The following is a 16985-nucleotide window of genomic DNA, read 5'->3' on the forward strand; positions in this document are numbered from 1 at the left end:
GGAATCGGCTTCATCTACGACAAAATTTCAATAATAATTTCAATGATCGGAAGCTCTGAATTGGAAGCTGAAAGTTCCCGTTTTAGTTTTGGGCACAATAGTTTCACACTTCCTGACAATACTATAGCATTGGATTTATTCTTTTAATATCAGAACAAGGATATTTCCATCTGAGTTCCAATATTTTTTTTTGCTTAATCATTGAATGTCAATAGCATTTGGGTATCACAACGGTCATAGGCTGAATCTGAAACCGGCATATGTTTGAAGCCCAGCTTTTCGTAGAGTTTTATCGCAGGAACCAGCACGGAATTCGTTTCCAGGAAAACACTTTCTGCTTTTAGTTCTCTTGCTTTATCCACTAAAGCTTGTCCTACCAGATAGCCTATTTTCTTTCCCTGTGCTTTTGGGCTTACCGCCATCTTAGACAGTTCAAATTTAAGCGGCTCGTCGGACATTTTCACCAATGCGCAGGTTCCTACCACTTCATGATCCAAAATTGCAAAAACAATATGCCCTCCTTTATCTATAATCTGTTCTTCGGGATTTTCCAGCAGTTTATAGTCGCCGGCTTCCATGGTAAAGAATGTTTTGATCCATTCTTCATTTAATGTTTTAAAGGCTTCTTTGTATTGAGGCTCGTAGTTGATAATGGTTACTTCATTATTCATTTCATTCATCGCTATAGAGTTAATTGATCGTATTATTTATATTTTTGACAGATTCTTGGAATCATAATTCCTCTAAAAATCTCTGGTTTACTTTTATGGTTAATAATTTTGATTTTTCTAAACTTTAGTGCTCTTTGTATACTCAATGTATTGAACTTAAAATAACTAAAGTGTTTAAAAACTTTTGTGGTTGATTATGATTTGATTACCGAAAATTAAATTCTCTTTTTTACCATTTTTGCTAATTTCTCCAGATCGCTTTCCACTCTGTCTGTCCATTCCAGAGCATAATTCAGTCGCATACAGTTCTGATACTGGTTATATTGTGAAAACATTCTTCCCGGGGCAAAATTTATTTTCTGGCTCATTGCTTCATCAAACAAATCTTCTGTACAGATTTTTTTATCCAGTTCCAGCCACAGCATAAAGCCGCCTTTTGGTTCTGAGATTTTGGTATTGTCGGGAAAATATTCTGTCACTGACTTCTGGATCTGAAGATAATTCGCATATAATTTTTTTCTGAATGTTCTCAGGTGATGGTCATACCGGCCGTGTTCCAGGAAATCTGCAATGACATCCGGATATATGGACGGGCTGCATACCGTCTGTACCAGTTTCTGACGAATCACCTGCTCTTTAAATTTTCCCGGAGCTACCCATCCCACGCGATAACCCGGAGCCAGTGTTTTGGAAACTGATCCTATCCACATCACCAATCCAGCTTCATCATAGAATTTACAGGGTTTTGGTCTTTCAGCTCCAAAATACAGATTGCCGTAAATATCATCCTCAATAAGAGGAACGTTATATTCTGTGATGAGCCGTACCAGCTCTTTTTTATTATCATCAGGCATCTGAAAGCCTAACGGATTGTTGAAATTCGTTACAAAGCAACAGGCAGAAAGCGTAGGCAGAACTTTTTTCAAGGCAGCCAGATCAACTCCGTAAATAGGATGGGTGGGAATTTCCACGACTTTCAATCCTAATTGCTGAATGGCCTGAAGAACACCGAAATAAACAGGACTTTCCACGGCTACAGAATCTCCGGGTTTTGTTACTGCCATCAGACAGGTATACACTGCATTCATCGCACCGGAGGTAATCACCAGATCATCTTCTGAGATCTTCCCTTCCAGTACCAGAGCCCATTTGGCAGATTCTCTGCGCAGATATTCGTTTCCCTGCACCGGTTCGTAATCTGTTCCGCTGTCAGTCTTTCTGTTAATCACATTGATCATCGATTTCTTCAGCTTAGCCAAAGGAAGAAAGCTTTTCCCGGGAATCCCTAAAGCAAACTGGGTAACATCAGTCCGATCAATCGTTCCGAACACTTTATCGATCAGAACCTCGGCTGTATTTTCTTTCTCTGCCACTTTCATAGGGGATACAGATGGCAATGCCAACTTTCTTTGAGAGCTCTGGCTCACAAAATAGCCATATTTCGGACGTGATTCTACCAACGAACGGCTTTCAAGTTCCATATAGGCCTGCTTCACAGTATTGAGGCTGACATTATAAAGTTTCTGGGCACTTCTTAAGGAAGGCAATCTGTCGCCAAATTGAAGGGTGTCACTTTTAATCTGCTCGGTAACAGATTTTGCTATTTTAAGGTACAGAACATCTTTTGACATAGGAATTGTGCTTTTAAGTAAATGTACAACTTATTGCTGTTTTATCCGATATTCAGCCAGCTGACCATTCTCGAGATGCTGCTTTTGAGCTGTTCCGGATTTTTAAAATTAGCCGTATTATTCTTTTTAAAATAGTTTTCTGCACGAATAATAAAATCCTTTTTTTCTGACTCTGAAAATTGATTATTGTGAAATATCTTAAAGGTGATTTCTCCTTTTTCATTAATAATAAGACTCGCAAATGCTGCAATTTCATTCTTTTTTTTAACTAAAAGAAAAGGAACTCCAAAATTTCGGGGAAGTATTTTGATATTTTGTGACTGTAGAAAAATCTGTTTTAATGTCAGCATATCTGAAATATATACTTCAGCATATTGAAGCTGTTCGTGATATTGAGCGGTAGTTTCCATAATACTCTTCTTTAGTAAGACAAAATTATGGAGTATTCAATTAAGGACACAGATACAGAAGTTATTATTATCTTGGGTACAGACATTAAAAAGCTAAATCAGAGTTTACCTTAAACGCTTCTCTAAAAAACAAAAACTCTCTATTGAATTTCAATAGAGAGTTTTTTTCGCTTGGTGCGGATGAAGGGACTCGAACCCCCACGCCTCACGGCACCAGATCCTAAGTCTGGCGTGGCTACCAATTACACCACATCCGCTGGTTATTTATCCTTTACTAAGGCTTTGTCATTTATAATTACAAATATAAACATTTTGCCTTAAAACAGGACTAAAAAATACTCACAAACAATGAATAAATAAACAGGATTTTTTAAACCTTCTTAAAACTAAAAAACTCTCCGTTGAAACAACAGAGAGTTTAGTACCCCGGGCGGGACTTGAACCCGCACGTTCTTACGAACACAGGATTTTAAGTCCTGCGTGTCTACCAGTTCCACCACCAGGGCAGGTGTGGAGCGAAAAACGGGATTCGAACCCGCGACCCCAACCTTGGCAAGGTTGTGCTCTACCAGCTGAGCTATTTTCGCATAGTGCGGATGAAGGGACTCGAACCCCCACGCCTCACGGCACCAGATCCTAAGTCTGGCGTGGCTACCAATTACACCACATCCGCTGGTTTTTGTTTATTTTAAAGAGCTTGCTTCGTTTTTGTGAGTGCAAATATAGGACTTTTTCCTTTACCTCCAAACTTTTCAGAAAAAAAAATTAAAATTGACAGATTTTTTTCAGGGTGTTCTATTATTACATTTCATTTTCTTACTTTTACAGCGTTAACAATTATAATATGGAATTACAAGGAACGGTAAAGAAACTTTTTGACGCTCAGACATTTGCAAGCGGTTTTCAAAAAAGAGAAATGGTTATTTTAACCCAAGAACAGTATCCACAGCCGATAAACATAGAATTTTTGTCTGATAAAATCAGTTTATTAGATAATCTTAAAGAAGGTGAAAATGTAAAAGTGGGAATCAACATCAGAGGAAGAGAATGGGTTTCTCCACAAGGTGAGACTAAGTATTTCAACTCGATCACCGGATGGAAAATTGAGAAAGTAATGGATAACGGATCTGAGCCAACTCAGGCTTCTCCTTCTCAATCTGCATCACCGGTTTCCAATGAAAATCCTTTCGCTGGAGATGATGACGATGATTTACCTTTTTAATTAAAAGAATAAAATCAAATATAAATCCTGCTTTCTCAAGTGGGATTTTTTTTCCAGAAAAATGGTCCGACTAGACGAAAACGAGATTTCATTCCCTGATCCGGAGCTTTATGACGGGCAGGACGGATTGGTTGCTTTTGGTGGTGACTTGTCTGTAGAACGTATTTGGTTTGCTTATCAACTGGGTATTTTTCCATGGTATAATCCTGATGAGGAAATATTGTGGTGGTGCCCTGATCCTCGATTTGTTTTGTTTCCCGATGAGCTTAAAGTTTCAAAATCGATGCGAAAAATCCTGAACAGGAATATTTTCACTTTTTCAGAGAATAAAAGCTTCAGGGAAGTCATCAGAAATTGCCAGCAGACGAGCAGAAAGGGACAGACTGGCACCTGGCTCTCAGACGAACTGATGGAGTCTTTTATCAAGTTACATGAATATGGCCTGGCCAAAAGTATCGAGGTATGGCAGAATGAAGAATTGGTCGGAGGTTTTTACGGGCTTCAGATCGGCAATGTTTTCTGTGGGGAAAGTATGTTTGCTAAAGTGAGCAATGCTTCCAAAGCAGGATTTATCCATTTTGTAGAAAGCAATAAAGATGTTTTTGATCTGATTGACTGCCAGTCCCATACCGAGCATTTGGAAAGCCTTGGTGCAAAGATGATTCCTAAAAAAGAATTTTTAAAAATTTTACACACAAACAATGAACGCAGATAAAGAAAAATGGATCCTTCTGGTTATATTAACTGTTATCTGGGGATCATCCTTTATTTTAATTAAAAAATCTCTTGAGCATTTCAGTCCCTATCAGGTAGGTGCGTTGAGGGTTTTGATCGCAGGAATTATTTTAATGCCGATTGCAATCTCAAAATACAAGCTGTTTCCGAAAAAACATTTGAAATGGCTTATATTGGCCGCATTTACAGGAAATTTCATCCCGATGTTCCTGTTTCCTATCGCAGAAACGGAAGTGAGCAGCAGCATTGCAGGAATCATCAATTCTATGATGCCGATCTTTGTAATCATTGTGGGAGCACTGGTCTGGAAATTTGAGACCACAAAAAGGCAAATGGTAGGAACAATGATCAGTTTCGCCGGAGTCTGTTTACTGGCATTCGGTGGGGACGGGGAAGGCGGAAAATTTAAACTGATCCCAATATTACTGCTTCTGCTGGCTACATTATGCTATGCCTTAAGCACAACAACGGTAAAATCTAAACTGATGGATGTTTCTTCCACGATCTTATCAGCTTTTGTGTTCTCATTTGTTTTATTTTTCCCTTCTCTGATTGCTTTAACATTTACAGGATTCTTTTCAACGTTCAGTTTTAATGAAGATAACATGCTGGGGCTAATGTTTGTAGGGTTGTTGTCTATCTTCGGAACCGGACTGGCCATGACATTAAATTACAGACTACTGAAAGTATCTACTCCACTGTTTGCTTCGACGGTAACATTGCTCATGCCTATTGTTGCTATCATTTGGGGCTTTATAGATGGTGAAAAACTAAGTGTTTTACAATTTGTAGGCGCAGGGGTCATTATTGGCGGACTGATCTTTTTAAGGTCTAAACCGGGTGTTATTAAAAAATAAATATTTCCCTGATATCAACTAAAAAATCCTGCATTGCTGCAGGATTTATTTATTGAGTTATTCAATTAAATCTTTAAGAATTCTTCTTTTTCACTTTGGCTTTGACTTTCTTTACCTCATCTTTAATGAAGGGATATTTTTTCTGCATATCCTGAGCCAGCGATGAATCTTTACTTAATGCTTTCTGAAGAGACTCTGCCCCTTTTTCCGGCTTTCTTAGGTTATAATAGCAGTTGCTGAGCTGATAATACAGTTCTGCCCTGTCATGAACTTTTACTGCTGTATCCAGAATGGTTACAGCTTCTTCATATTCGCCTAAAAGCATTAATACTTCCGAGTAGGCATACCAGTTATAAAACCTTGTAGGTTCAGCATCTACCAGTTTTTTAAGGCAGCCAAGGCTTTCCTCAAATTTACCGGAATCAATGAAAAGAAATGCTAATCTTTTCTGATAATCGAGATTGCCGTCATTCAGCATAGTTGCTTCTTTGGCAAAATGCAAAGCTTCTGTCATACCACCCATTTCTTCATACAGATAAGACTGTTCCATCATTGCCAGATAAAACTGAGGATCTTCTCTCAATGATTTCTGGAAAGCATTCAGGGCCATTATAGGCTGTTTCTCTGCCTTGTGGCATAATCCTATCTTATAAAAAGTAAAAGCTTTTGTATATTCCAGCTCGAGCATTTCCTCGTATACCGATACTGCTTTCTGATATTGTCCCAAAGCCTCATAGCAGGCTGCTTTATTGGCATAAACTCCCACAGAATTTGAATTAATAGCCAACAGGTAATCAAACCCTTTTATGGCTTCTTCAAAATTCTTTCTGTTGAAATAAAACTGTCCGTATTCAAACCATGCTACCTCAGAGTAGGCAAATTCATCTAAATATTCATTAAGAAAGGCAACAGCCTCCTCGCTCTTGTTCAGATCGCTGAAGCAGATCATAGCATTTTCAAGTGAATACTCGTCTGTAGGATCTTCTTTCAGCGCTTGTCTGTAATGTTTAAGAGCGTTAAAGGGGTCTCCAAGATTTACATATTCGTCTGCAATAAAGTTATGAAGGAAGTTTTCTTCTTCTTTCAGTTCTAGGGCTCTTTTGCAGATGTCAATGGCTTTTCTCGGATTTCCCAGGTTCGAATAATACTTCGCATAACAGACCAAGAAGTCTGTATTCTCCATTGAAGAACCTTTCAGCTCGTCAATAAGCTCTTTTGCGGTATTATAATCTTCCCATTCCAAAAGAATTTCAAGTCTTTTGATCTTGATATCTAATGAATTAGGGTGAAGCTTAAGGCCATAATTAACAGCATTATCTGCGTAATTAAAATCTCCCAGCTCCAAATAATAAACAATAATGTCTTCCAATTCTTCGGTATCGAAGTAGAATTCATCATTATTTTCCATCATTTCCTCGAACTTTTTTACAAGTTCATTTCCAAAATACTCTTCCAATAGTGTCCTCTTTGTCGGTCCGATGTCTGAATATGCTTACAAACCTCGGCAAACTTTATTAATTAATAATAACTTCTGAATCTGAAATTCAAATGTTTATGCAAAGTTGCAACTTTTTTTTGAATTTGCTTTGCTTATATTTCTATAATAAAGATAGTAAAAAAAGAAAATAGATAAAAGGATTGTGGATAAATAACGCAAATTGTGATTAAATAATTATAACTAGTCTTTTGCGGTGGTAATTTTTGTATTCCAAACAATTCTATGTATTATATCAATGGTCAGAAACCTGTTTGTAATGTTTTAAATATATGAATACGGAAAAAAGGAACGGAGCATTTATGCTCCGTTCCTTTTTTATTTTAAATTAAACTTTTAATCTTAGCAATGATATCATCTCCCAGCTTATCGGCTTCTTCCTGTGAATAGGCCTCTGTATAAATTCTGATAATGGGTTCCGTATTGGACTTTCTGAGATGAACCCAGTTGTTTTCAAAGTCGATCTTTACTCCATCAATGGTAGAAACCTGTTCGTTCTGGTATTCTTTTTCCATTTTAGCTAAAATATCATCTACGTTGATCTCGGGAGTCAGTTCTATTTTCTTTTTGCCCATAAAGTAGCTTGGATATCCGGCTCTTAATTCGGAAACGGTCTTGTTTTCTTTGGCTAAATGGGTTAAAAATAAGGCTGCCCCTACTAAAGAATCTCTCCCGTAATGAAGATCAGGATAGATAATTCCTCCGTTTCCTTCTCCGCCGATCACTGCATTTTTCTCTTTCATTAAATTCACAACATTCACTTCTCCTACTGCACTTGCAAAATATTCTGAATCGTGGCTTTGAGCAACATCCCTCAAGGCACGACTTGAAGAAAGATTGGAAACAGCAGTCCCTTTTTTATGTTTTAATAAATAATCTGCAACAGCAACCAGGGTATATTCTTCCCCGAACATTTCTCCTTTTTCATCGATCAAGGCTAATCTGTCTACATCCGGATCTACAACAATTCCCAGATCTGCATTTTCTTTTATGACAAGCTCACAGATATCTCCCAAATGCTCTTTTAAAGGCTCCGGATTGTGTGGAAACTGTCCGTTGGGTTCACAGTATAATTTTACCGTCTCACAGCCCAACTTATCTAGCAGCATTGGAATTGCAATTCCTCCTGTAGAGTTTACAGCATCCAGAACCACTTTGAAATTTTTGGCTTTAATAGCTTCAACATCTACCATCGGCAGGTCAAGGATCTGCTGGATATGAATATCAAAAGCATCATTTCTGGTTTCGTATGTTCCAAGGTCATCTACTTCAGCGTAGTTGAAATCTTCACTTTCAGCCAGGGCCAATACTTTTGCACCGTCATCTCCACTGATAAATTCTCCTTTGCCATTCAATAGCTTAAGTGCATTCCACTGTTTTGGATTGTGTGAAGCAGTAAGGATGATACCTCCGTCTGCATTCAGTTCGGGAACCATTATCTCTACAGTTGGTGTTGTAGAAAGACCTAAATCCACTACATTAATTCCCAATCCCTGTAAAGTTGCTGCTACAAGCGAAGAAACCATTTCTCCTGAAATTCTGGCATCTCTTCCTATGACAAGGGTCAAATTATTTTTATTCTGTGTATTCTGAAGCCAGGTTCCGAATGCTGAAGCAAATTTCACGACATCCAGAGGTGTCAGGTTATCATTTACTTTTCCGCCGATCGTTCCTCTGATCCCTGATATAGATTTTATTAACGACATTTCTACTTTATATTTTTAATTGGTTGTATTCTGGACAAAGATACTTAAAAGACTTCTAAGTTATAAAATGGGAATTTTTTTCTGCATTCTGTTATAATTCCTTTCCACCACTTTTGGCGGAGGAAAACGGTAGCCTATGTAAAGCAATCCGAATATATTATTATTCTGTACAGTCTGATTTTCAGTTTCGTTGTAAACATTAGCATTCACATTGAATTTCCCCCCGAAAAGGAAACGGTCTGTATTATATCCTATATGAAGTCCGGTAGTAAATTTAAAAGTGAAATATCCTGTGTTTTCCCTGTTTGCTTTCGAGCCGTCATCAAGAATATCCCAGCTGCTGGAAAACATGCCGCCTACACCCAGTGAAACATTGGGAGCAATATTCACTCTTTTTTTGGAGCCTAGTACCCAGTTGTAAAAATACCCCATGCTTCCTCCAAAACTATACTGGGTCTCTTTGCTTTTCTTACCGTCTATGACATCTCTGAATATGGAAAGGTCATAATCCATAAAAGGAACCCAGCTGCCACGACTTTCTTTTTGCCACTCTCCCTGGGTATAAATACTTTTTAAGGAAAAATCTTTCTTCATTACGTAAGCTGTAGATCCTCCAAAACTCTGAACTCTAAGGTTGGGAAACTGGAAATACGCATCTTTTCCTTCTTTCCAGTCGGGAAAAAAGTCTTTCATATTTTCCATATAAAATCCCGCTATATTTTTATAGTAAACGGTTTGGATAAATCTTTTAGGAAAGAAACGAAATCTAAAATCTGTATAGGAGCTGGTGCCCTTTAAGTTCATTGTCATTATTACCGGGCAGGAAACGGGGCGTAACGGACAAGGTTGCACTTATAATCCTGTAATCAACAGAAAAAGAAAGCCTGGTCTTATTATTGGTCATCAGGATTGTTTCCAGTGGCTTATCCTCCGGACCTTCGGTAAAGATGAATTGATCAATATTGGTATCCAGATTCACACGAACCATCACCTGGTCTGCATAAGACTTGATCCTGGTGGAATCTACCTGGGCTTTTGCCAGAAGTGTAACGAGAAATAATAAAAAGACAGCTGCTGATTTCGGGCTCAAATCAAAATATTTTAATATCAGGAAATGAAATTACTACAATTTTTTCAATTGCAAATATTAAAACAAATTCATGAACATCCGCAATCTTTGTCGCAGTTGGTTCTTTTGGAGCTGAATTTCTTCGGTGCAAAATTCTTTCTGAGTACTTTAAATAAAGAGTAACAGGCAAATGCAACGATCAGTACAATGATGACGTACTGAAAAATCAATGAGTTATCCATTATTTTAAAATCTGATATGCTATCAACGACACAAAATATGCCAAACCGGTCATCATTGCTACCTGAAGGCCGGTCCATTTCCAGCTTTTGGTTTCTCTGTAGACTACTGCAAGCGTAGAAACACACTGCATTGCAAACGCATAAAACAAGAGCACTGAAATCCCTGTGGCAAAGCTGAAAACTTTCTCTCCATTGGGTTTCACGTCTCTTCTCATTTTATCAATTACTTTCACTTCGGGAGCATCATCTTCAAGGCTGTACAAAGTAGACATGGTTCCTACGAAAACTTCTCTCGCCACAAAACTTGTCAGAATTCCTACACCCATTTTCCAGTCATAACCGAGAGGTTCAATAAGCGGTTCGATTCCTTTCCCCATTTTCGCAAGGTAGGAATGGTCCAGCTCAACATTAGTTGCCACAAATTGCTCAGGCTTCTGTTTAGGTCCGAAATAGCTCAGGAACCAAATAATGATACTGACGATAAAAATGATCTTTCCCGCACCTGTTATAAACTCCCAAACCTTACCTAAAACCATTTTAAAATCATATCCGAAAAGTGGTTTTTTATAGGCCGGAAGATCCATCACAAGATAGGTTTTGCCTTCATTTTTAATAAATCTTTTAAGGATTGCTGCTGAAAATAAGGCTACCAGAAAACCTAAAAGGTACATTCCCATCAGCACCAATGCTTTATACTTGATTCCAAGAAAAGAGCCTTCTGAGATAATCAACCCGATGATAATACTGTAGACCGGAAGTCTTGCAGAACAGGTCATAAAAGGTGTCACTAATATGGTTAAAAGTCTTTCTTTTACATTTTCAATATTTCTTGTGGAAATTACTGCCGGAATAGCACAGGCTGTTCCTGAAACGAGCGGCACAATACTTTTACCATTCAGTCCAAATGGTCGTAACATCCTGTCCATTAGAAACACAACTCTTGCCATATATCCTGAATCTTCCAGTAAATAAAGGAAATATAACAGAATCCCGATCTGTGGTGCAAATACCACAATTCCCCCGATTCCAGGAACAATTCCGTTTGAGATCAGTGAGTTGATAGGGCCATCCGGTAAATGTTCTGCTGTAAATGCAGCCAGCCATGAGAAGAAATCATCGATCCAGTTCATCGGATATTCTGCCAGGAAAAAAACACTTTGGAAAATGACCAATAGAATCATCAGAAAAACAATGTATCCCCAGAATTTGTGGACAAGAACTTTATCCAGCTTTTCAGTCAGAAGTTCTTTAAACTGGGCTTTTTTAGAGATAACATCTGCTAAAATTTTGTCAACATTCTGATATCTTCTTACTGTTTCCTGTACCTGAAGTCTTTTTGGCACCAGGCTTTTGGAATCCGGCTCATTGATAAGTTCTTTTATGGATTGTATCTTTCCAAGGCTCGACCCTGTAGAAAGGTTCATCCAAGCCTTATATTCATTGTTTATGCCACTGTTCGCAGCTATTTTCTGAATAAAATCTTTATGTTCATTGGGTATTTCGAAGGAGGCTGTATCTGTTTTTACAAACCCATTATTAAGTACAGCTTCTTTGATCTGGTCTATTCCCAACTGTTCTTTGGCGTTGGTCTGGATAATTTTAATACCCAAGGCATCAGAAAACTTCTGAATATCAATAGTGATGCCTCTTCTTTCTGCCTGGTCGATCTGATTAACCACCAATATCATCGGGATGCCTAAATCCTGTATCTGCTGAAATAGGAGAAGGCCTCTTTTTAAGCTTAATGCTTCAAGGATATAGATTACTCCTTCATAATTTTTTTGTTCGTCAATAAGAAATTTGGAAAAAATAGCTTCATCTTCGGAGCTTGGATATACACTGTACGAACCCGGTAAGTCGATCACCTCAACTTCCTCGTTTTTATAAGTGTAATTTCCGGAATGGCTCGCTACGGTAACTCCTGCATAATTTCCGGTTTTCTGCTTTTTGTTACAAAGTGCATTGAAAACCGTAGATTTCCCTACATTAGGATTCCCGACCAAAAGAATTTGTTTTTTCTTATTTTCCTGCATTAATTCAATTCTTCAACAATAATATAATTTCCTTCTTCTTCACGTAGGGCAATGCGGCTTTTTTCTTCTCCAAATTCTACATACATAGGTCCACTGAATGGTGCCTGATACAATATCCTAAAAATAGTTTCCGGCAAAAGCCCCATTTCTATGATCTTGTTTGGCATTTTCAGGTGATCATTATCATAACCTAAAATCTTCCCCATTTTGTTTTTAGGGAATCCGCTTAATTTATCTAAATTCATCTCTTTCAAGCCTGATTTTTTGTAAAGGCAAATATACGCTATTTAAATTTAATCTAAATAACGAATGACATGAAAGAAATCAACCCAAATACATTACTGTATCCGGGTTGATTCAAAAATATAATTTAGTTGATATGAATGCTTATTTTTTCTTTTTATCCAGGTTTTGTGATGAAATTTCTATAGGATTGTCATTCGCATTATAAAAATCTTTATACTGCTTTTCCTGTTTTTTTACCATATCTCCAACTGTCCCATCCATTCCAGGAACTGTCTTAGACATCATTTCCTGTGTCATCATAGGTCTTATAGAAGCAAAAGGATCTTTTTTGAAATCGTTAAATGTCTTCTCAAATTTTTCTCTTGTTAATTCATTTACTTTCCCTCCTTTTGCATTCATCAGGTTTTCAATATAAGAATATTCTGTATAGTCTTTAACCTTCTTATTTCCCTGAAGAATCCATGAATAATTTTTCTGATCATCTTCAATTTTAATTATCAAACCTGGAAGTCCCCAGAATTTATAGGGTCCGTCCTGAAATGGCAGATCTGTACTGAACCATGCTGTCCATTTTCTTCCTCCAAATTCAGTGGTCGCTTTTTGAGTGTTATACTCCCCTATTTTTTGTTTATCATTCAGAATATTCCAATTGAATTTCAAGTCTTCACTATATCCAATATTACTTGGTGTAAATCCACTTGCAATCTTATCCACATACTGCACTTTCATGTTTGGATAAGATTTATATATTCTTGCCGAAATTTTTGGGCTTTTAAGAGATTTTGAAAGATCTCTCATCATTCCTGATTTCTGCATCGCTTCCATTTCAATTTTCATAATAGAATCTTGTGCAATTACAGTATAATCTTGATAAATAGATCTGTTTTTATCAGTAATGTCTAAGATCGTTATTACCTTATCCATTTTTGTAGAATCTTTCTTCGGTTTAAAAGTCAGTTCATAGAAGAAACGGTTTGCAGTTTGTTTTGATTCTTTAGAGTCCTGAGCCCATGTAAAGGCAAAAAGAGTGATAAAGAATATTGAGATTAGTTTTTTCATTGTAATAATGTTTAGTAATTAGTTAGCCGTTACGACAATATGTTACAGTTTTTTTTCATTATTTTATTGCGGGTGCTGTAATTTATTCAGCATCAGGATGTATTAATATTTCAAAACTCTTTAATCCTGTATTTCTGCAGCTTTGTTGTTTATTATAATAAAAATTGTCTGTTGTCTGACAAATTATGATTTCTTTAAAACATTTTCTATTCTAAAAGTTTTATCTTTAATGTCCTAAAAAACAAAATATTATGGACACTTTATCACAATTTAAAGATGAGTTTGAAACTGAATATCAAACAACCAGAAAGTTTTTTGAAGTTTATCCTGAAAACAAAAATGAATACGCTCCTCATGAGAAAAGCATGAAAATGATGCCTCTTGCCACACATATTGCCGAAGTTTTCGGATGGCCAGATATTATGCTGAAAACCTCTGATCTGGATTTTGCGACCAGCGGATATCAGCCTAAGCAATTGTCTTCAAAAGAAGATCTTCTGCAGGTGCTTGATGAGAATTTTAAATCTGCTAAGGAGGCCCTTAACAATGCTAAAGAGGAAAACCTCAACGATACATGGGCATTGAAAAACGACGGGCATGAGCTGGCAAAATGGAGCAAATACGGCTCTATAAGACATGCTTTAAACCAAATCACGCATCACAGAGCACAATTGGGCGTTTATTACAGAATAAATGACATTCCTCTTCCAGGAAGCTATGGCCCTTCTGCAGATGATCAGAGTTTCTAGAAATCCAATATAATCCACAAACAAAAAACCAATCCTGCGGGATTGGTTTTTAATTTTTATTTGAAATTGAATTTTACGGTAAACATGACCTGGCTTGGGCGGAGCTGTACTCTTGTGTAAGCAACACTGTTTGTTATCTGGTTAATATTATACGTTTCAAATACTTTTCGGTTTGCAATATTCATCCATTTCAACTCAAAATCAATTTTCTTTTTAGACCAAGTAAACTGGTAAGACAAGTCATAGAAGGCATTATTATATTTATTCTGTCCGTCACTTGTATTCACCTGATCCCAGTTGAATCCTATCGTATGATTTTCTAGCGGATAGAAGAACGCTCCTAAGTTATGATTAAATCCTTTATTGATCCCTAATCTACCTCCTTTTTCATTTAACCCTACATTATCCTGCTTGTTTCTGGAAAGACTAAGGTTATAATCCAAGCTCATCCAGCTGAAATAAGTATTATTCAATTTAAATCCATAAGATTGAGTATTGTTTTTACTTAAGTACTGAATTTCATCCAAAAATGCATCTGATTTAGATAGTGTGTTGCTATAGCTTACGGAAGCGTTTGTTTTAAATTTTGGGAAGTATTTACCAACTTCTATACCCAGTCTGTTACTTTTTGCATGGTTTTCCTGTTCTCTATACTGCATCAAGGTAAATCCTGTTGTGATATCAAGTATTGGTGATGCAAGGAGATTTTTTTTGCTGTCGCTTAAAGAGTAATTTACATTGAAAAATAAATTATTAAGTGGATTTCTATATTCAATTCTTGAACCTGCACTTTTTGAATTCGTCTGTGGAATAGGATTATTTGGATCCATTACGCTGAATCCTCCAGGGCTCTGCAACATATATCCGGCATAAGCAGACTGAACATCTCCAAAGTTATTGCTTATATTTCCATTTAAACTTGCTTTCCAAAAAGAAGCAAAGGAATATTGAACGAATACATTAGGAGTAAACGTTGTCTTATTAAGGGATTTATGAACATTTCTAAGCCCGTCTTCAGCTTTAATACTATTGAAATTTACCGGTGCATTTGCGAATAGGCTCCATGCTTCAGATTTATAATTTATACCCAAAGATCCTGTAGGATTAAATTCTGTAAATTTCAGATCATTTTCATAAGCAGGCCCATTAAAAGTTGGAGCAACATCATTAGGAATTTGCGGATTAGGTATTGCAGTTCCATAGAAGCTGGTATTGAGATTTTTTGATGAAAAATCAAATCCTACTTGTGGGGTAAAAGTCCATCCTTTTTTTGAAAAACTGATGTTAGCAGAATGTGATGTTTCCAAAGTCTTTAATCTAAAATGCTGCATCACAGATGTTCCCGGAGCAAAATTAATTGCCGTGGCTGAATCTGCTATAGGATTTTTGTATAGAATCTGCAGATAATTAGCAGGGGCAACTTCAAGACTCTGTTTGTCATCCTGATAATTGATATAGGATTTAAAATTTACCATTTTCTCCTTCCAGGGAATGATTGTACTTAATGAATTCTGGAAGGAAGTTGTAGGTGATTCTACTGCCTCGTTTCCGATTCTTCCAACTCTTGTAGCAACAGCCCTGTCTGCATTCCAGAACTGGCTGAAACTTGTTGTATTTTTAAAGAAACCCTTCTTTGCATTTTTTGTAAATATCAGTTCTCCTTTTACTTTATCAGTATAAAAATTATTTCTTGTACTTGTTATAATTGTAGAACCAGGTTTATCATTTCTGGGACTATAGATCGTTTCTACAATATCTTCTCTTTCTACAGAATTGTTTGTATAATTGGCATTGGCCTTTAGCTCCCACTCTTTCTTTTTGTCAATATTTGTAAGATAATTGGCTGACAGGTAATGTACACTGTTCATTAAATATCTTTTTACAGGAAGGTTTGGAAGTACTGGCATTCTCCACGTTCAGCCAGTCATTTTGGGCTGCATTGATCCTTCTTCCCTCCCATGAACTTCCGAAAGCCAGAATATTTCCTTCATTTTCTACCTGCTCTCCCATATTGTTGGTTTTGTAATTGACTACCCACTGGCTTTTTTGCCCGAAGAACATTGGTGTCAATTTCACATTCCATAGCCATGGGTCTCCGAAACCTGTTCCCACTTCTCCTCTTCCGGTCATGGTTACAGAGTTTTTTAATTTGATATTGATGGCAGCCTGGTCTGACGGCACTTTATCCTGAAGGATCTTTACCGGCTGGTGGTTTTCAAGGACTTCGACTTTCTGTACAGCATCTTTTGGAAGCGAGTTGTTGATTGTTCCGTAACCTCCTTCCATCAGGTCTTTTCCGTTCACATAAAATTTATTGATGGCATTTCCCTGGTAAAGAATGGAACCGTCTTTATTGACTTCAATTCCCGGGATTTTTCTCATTACATCGGCAAGAGTTCTATCGCTTTTGCTGTCAAATGCCTTCAGATCGTAAGCAATGGTGTCTCCTCTTGCTGTGATCATCTTGGTTTTCAGCTGTACTTCTTTTATTTCTGTGGCTTCAGACTGCATTTTAAAAGTGAGCGCCTGGTCACTGTTGCCGATCTGTTTGGTAAGTGGCTTCTGATTGAATGCTTTTACCTTAAGATCTACATTGGGTTCTGCAGACGTGAATGTCACTTTGTATTCTCCTTTAGAATTGGTGATTCCGTAGGCCAGAATAGCATCCTTGCCTGGCTCTTCTACCGTAACGCTGGCACTGGGAATCGGTGATCCGTCTTCATCGGTAATTTTCCCTGACACTGTTTTCTGTGCAAAAGTAAGCACGGTAAAAAAAAGCATCAGCAATAAGGAAATCTTTCTTTTCATAATTTATTATTTGCCTAATTAGTTTGCAGCTTGTGTTTTTTGTTACACTTTT

14 protein-coding genes, 4 tRNA genes and 1 pseudogene are annotated in these 16985 nt (G+C 37.2%); 4 read left to right on the forward strand and 15 right to left on the reverse strand.

The genetic code is table 11. The features are described 5' to 3' along the window. Window positions 1-194: 194 nt before the first annotated feature. The 7 genes from QF044_RS17870 to QF044_RS17900 form a co-directional block, all read right to left on the reverse strand. Window positions 195-680, reverse strand: a complete 486-nt coding sequence (locus tag QF044_RS17870; RefSeq protein WP_307270191.1) for a GNAT family N-acetyltransferase — start codon at window positions 678-680, stop codon at window positions 195-197. Between the two features lie 206 nt (window positions 681-886). Next, entirely contained in the window at window positions 887-2302 is a 1416-nt protein-coding gene (locus tag QF044_RS17875; RefSeq protein ID WP_307270193.1) for a PLP-dependent aminotransferase family protein, read from the reverse strand. Window positions 2303-2343: 41 nt separating this feature from the next. Then, a complete protein-coding gene (locus QF044_RS17880) occupies window positions 2344-2712 on the reverse strand; it encodes a hypothetical protein (protein ID WP_307270196.1) in 369 nt (122 codons plus the stop codon). A 172-nt stretch (window positions 2713-2884) separates the two neighbouring features. Then, window positions 2885-2969, reverse strand: a tRNA-Leu gene (locus QF044_RS17885). Window positions 2970-3134: 165 nt separating this feature from the next. Further along, window positions 3135-3218 (reverse strand) — tRNA-Leu (locus QF044_RS17890). A gap of 5 nt (window positions 3219-3223) precedes the next feature. Then, window positions 3224-3299 (reverse strand) — tRNA-Gly (locus QF044_RS17895). Between the two features lie 4 nt (window positions 3300-3303). Next, a tRNA-Leu gene (locus QF044_RS17900) sits at window positions 3304-3385 on the reverse strand. A gap of 171 nt (window positions 3386-3556) precedes the next feature. On the opposite strand from QF044_RS17900, the gene QF044_RS17905 reads away from it, so the two are divergent. From QF044_RS17905 to QF044_RS17915, 3 genes are all read left to right on the forward strand, one after another. Further along, a complete protein-coding gene (locus tag QF044_RS17905) occupies window positions 3557-3934 on the forward strand; it encodes a DUF3127 domain-containing protein (protein ID WP_034739828.1) in 378 nt (125 codons plus the stop codon). A gap of 61 nt (window positions 3935-3995) precedes the next feature. Beyond that, entirely contained in the window at window positions 3996-4649 is a 654-nt protein-coding gene (gene aat / locus QF044_RS17910) for a leucyl/phenylalanyl-tRNA--protein transferase (protein ID WP_307270198.1), read from the forward strand. Next, a complete protein-coding gene (locus QF044_RS17915; protein WP_307270200.1) occupies window positions 4636-5526 on the forward strand; it encodes a DMT family transporter in 891 nt (296 codons plus the stop codon). Before aat ends, QF044_RS17915 begins: the two co-directional genes overlap by 14 nt. A gap of 73 nt (window positions 5527-5599) precedes the next feature. Here QF044_RS17915 and QF044_RS17920 read toward each other — a convergent pair whose 3' ends face one another. From QF044_RS17920 to QF044_RS17950, 7 genes are all read right to left on the reverse strand, one after another. Further along, window positions 5600-6982 (reverse strand): tetratricopeptide repeat protein, encoded by a 1383-nt coding sequence (locus tag QF044_RS17920; protein ID WP_307270203.1) that lies wholly within the window; start codon window positions 6980-6982, stop codon window positions 5600-5602. Window positions 6983-7344: 362 nt separating this feature from the next. Beyond that, on the reverse strand, window positions 7345-8727 hold the full coding sequence (glmM, locus tag QF044_RS17925) for a phosphoglucosamine mutase (RefSeq protein WP_307270205.1): 1383 nt from the start codon (window positions 8725-8727) through the stop codon (window positions 7345-7347). A 60-nt stretch (window positions 8728-8787) separates the two neighbouring features. After that, complete coding sequence (locus QF044_RS17930) at window positions 8788-9537, reverse strand: DUF4421 family protein (RefSeq protein WP_307270208.1); 750 nt, start codon at window positions 9535-9537, stop codon at window positions 8788-8790. Next, on the reverse strand, window positions 9494-9817 hold the full coding sequence (locus QF044_RS17935) for a hypothetical protein (protein ID WP_307270212.1): 324 nt from the start codon (window positions 9815-9817) through the stop codon (window positions 9494-9496). The genes QF044_RS17930 and QF044_RS17935 overlap by 44 nt, the downstream gene beginning before the upstream one ends. A 220-nt stretch (window positions 9818-10037) precedes the next feature. After that, complete coding sequence (gene feoB / locus QF044_RS17940) at window positions 10038-12071, reverse strand: ferrous iron transport protein B (protein WP_307270215.1); 2034 nt, start codon at window positions 12069-12071, stop codon at window positions 10038-10040. Next, window positions 12071-12316 carry a FeoA family protein gene (locus QF044_RS17945; protein WP_307270217.1) on the reverse strand — a complete coding sequence of 82 codons (246 nt, stop codon included), beginning with the start codon at window positions 12314-12316 and terminating at the stop codon, window positions 12071-12073. The genes feoB and QF044_RS17945 overlap by 1 nt, the downstream gene beginning before the upstream one ends. Before the next feature lie 142 nt (window positions 12317-12458). Next, entirely contained in the window at window positions 12459-13376 is a 918-nt protein-coding gene (locus tag QF044_RS17950; protein WP_307270220.1) for a GLPGLI family protein, read from the reverse strand. A 251-nt stretch (window positions 13377-13627) separates the two neighbouring features. Between QF044_RS17950 and QF044_RS17955 the strand changes: the two genes are divergently transcribed. Beyond that, the gene (locus QF044_RS17955) at window positions 13628-14125 is read left to right on the forward strand and encodes a DinB family protein (protein WP_307270223.1); all 498 of its coding nucleotides are present in this window, start codon (window positions 13628-13630) and stop codon (window positions 14123-14125) included. Between the two features lie 56 nt (window positions 14126-14181). Here QF044_RS17955 and QF044_RS17960 read toward each other — a convergent pair. Beyond that, window positions 14182-16933 (reverse strand): annotated as a pseudogene (locus QF044_RS17960) (carboxypeptidase regulatory-like domain-containing protein). Window positions 16934-16985 lie beyond the last annotated feature (52 nt).

The sequence above is a fragment of the Chryseobacterium sp. W4I1 genome (genome assembly GCF_030816115.1).
Taxonomy (GTDB): domain Bacteria; phylum Bacteroidota; class Bacteroidia; order Flavobacteriales; family Weeksellaceae; genus Chryseobacterium.